The organism is Pantoea sp. SIMBA_079 (genome assembly GCF_046940275.1).
GTDB lineage: Bacteria > Pseudomonadota > Gammaproteobacteria > Enterobacterales > Enterobacteriaceae > Pantoea > Pantoea borealis.
Window position 1 is genome coordinate 1 of record NZ_JAWRYR010000052.1, and the last position, 456, is coordinate 456.

General features: G+C 52.4%; 1 protein-coding gene. It reads right to left on the reverse strand.

What is annotated here, in order from left to right:
* Positions 1–406, reverse strand: a 406-nt coding sequence (locus SB719_RS19045; RefSeq protein WP_412159587.1) for a hypothetical protein, incomplete at its 3' end; no start/stop codon positions are given.
* Positions 407–456: the final 50 nt, after the last annotated feature.

A 456-nucleotide genomic window follows, 5' to 3' on the forward strand; every position in this document is an offset into this window, starting at 1 on the left:
CTTCGATGCCCAACGCCTCGTATCCCATTTCCTCAGTCCAATAATCGAATGCTCGCATCTTCAGCGTGAAGTCTCCCGCGATTCGTCGGTAGAGAAGCGTGGCAAGCCCTATCACTGACGCTCCGTCGTCTGGGTGATGCCCTTCGAATACAGCCATAGGGTCACGATCAGCGTGTTTCAAGAAATTGGCCAGCTTCGTCATTTCTTTCCACCCTTCAGCGGCGAGAAGCTCGTTGATTTTGGTTGCAAAATCGTCCTGCTGACGGTGTGGATAGATATCAAAGAGAACCCGGAAGCTAGCATAAGCGAGGGTGTAGACCGAGAGGCTGTCTGCATCCGCGAAATACAGATCGATGGCCGTATCTAGCTGTCGTGCGGCGGCTTCTGTTTTGCTGATAGAGTTCATTGGCGTTTCTTACCTTTGCTGCACTGTCAGTGCTCGGGGTAGCTTTCTGG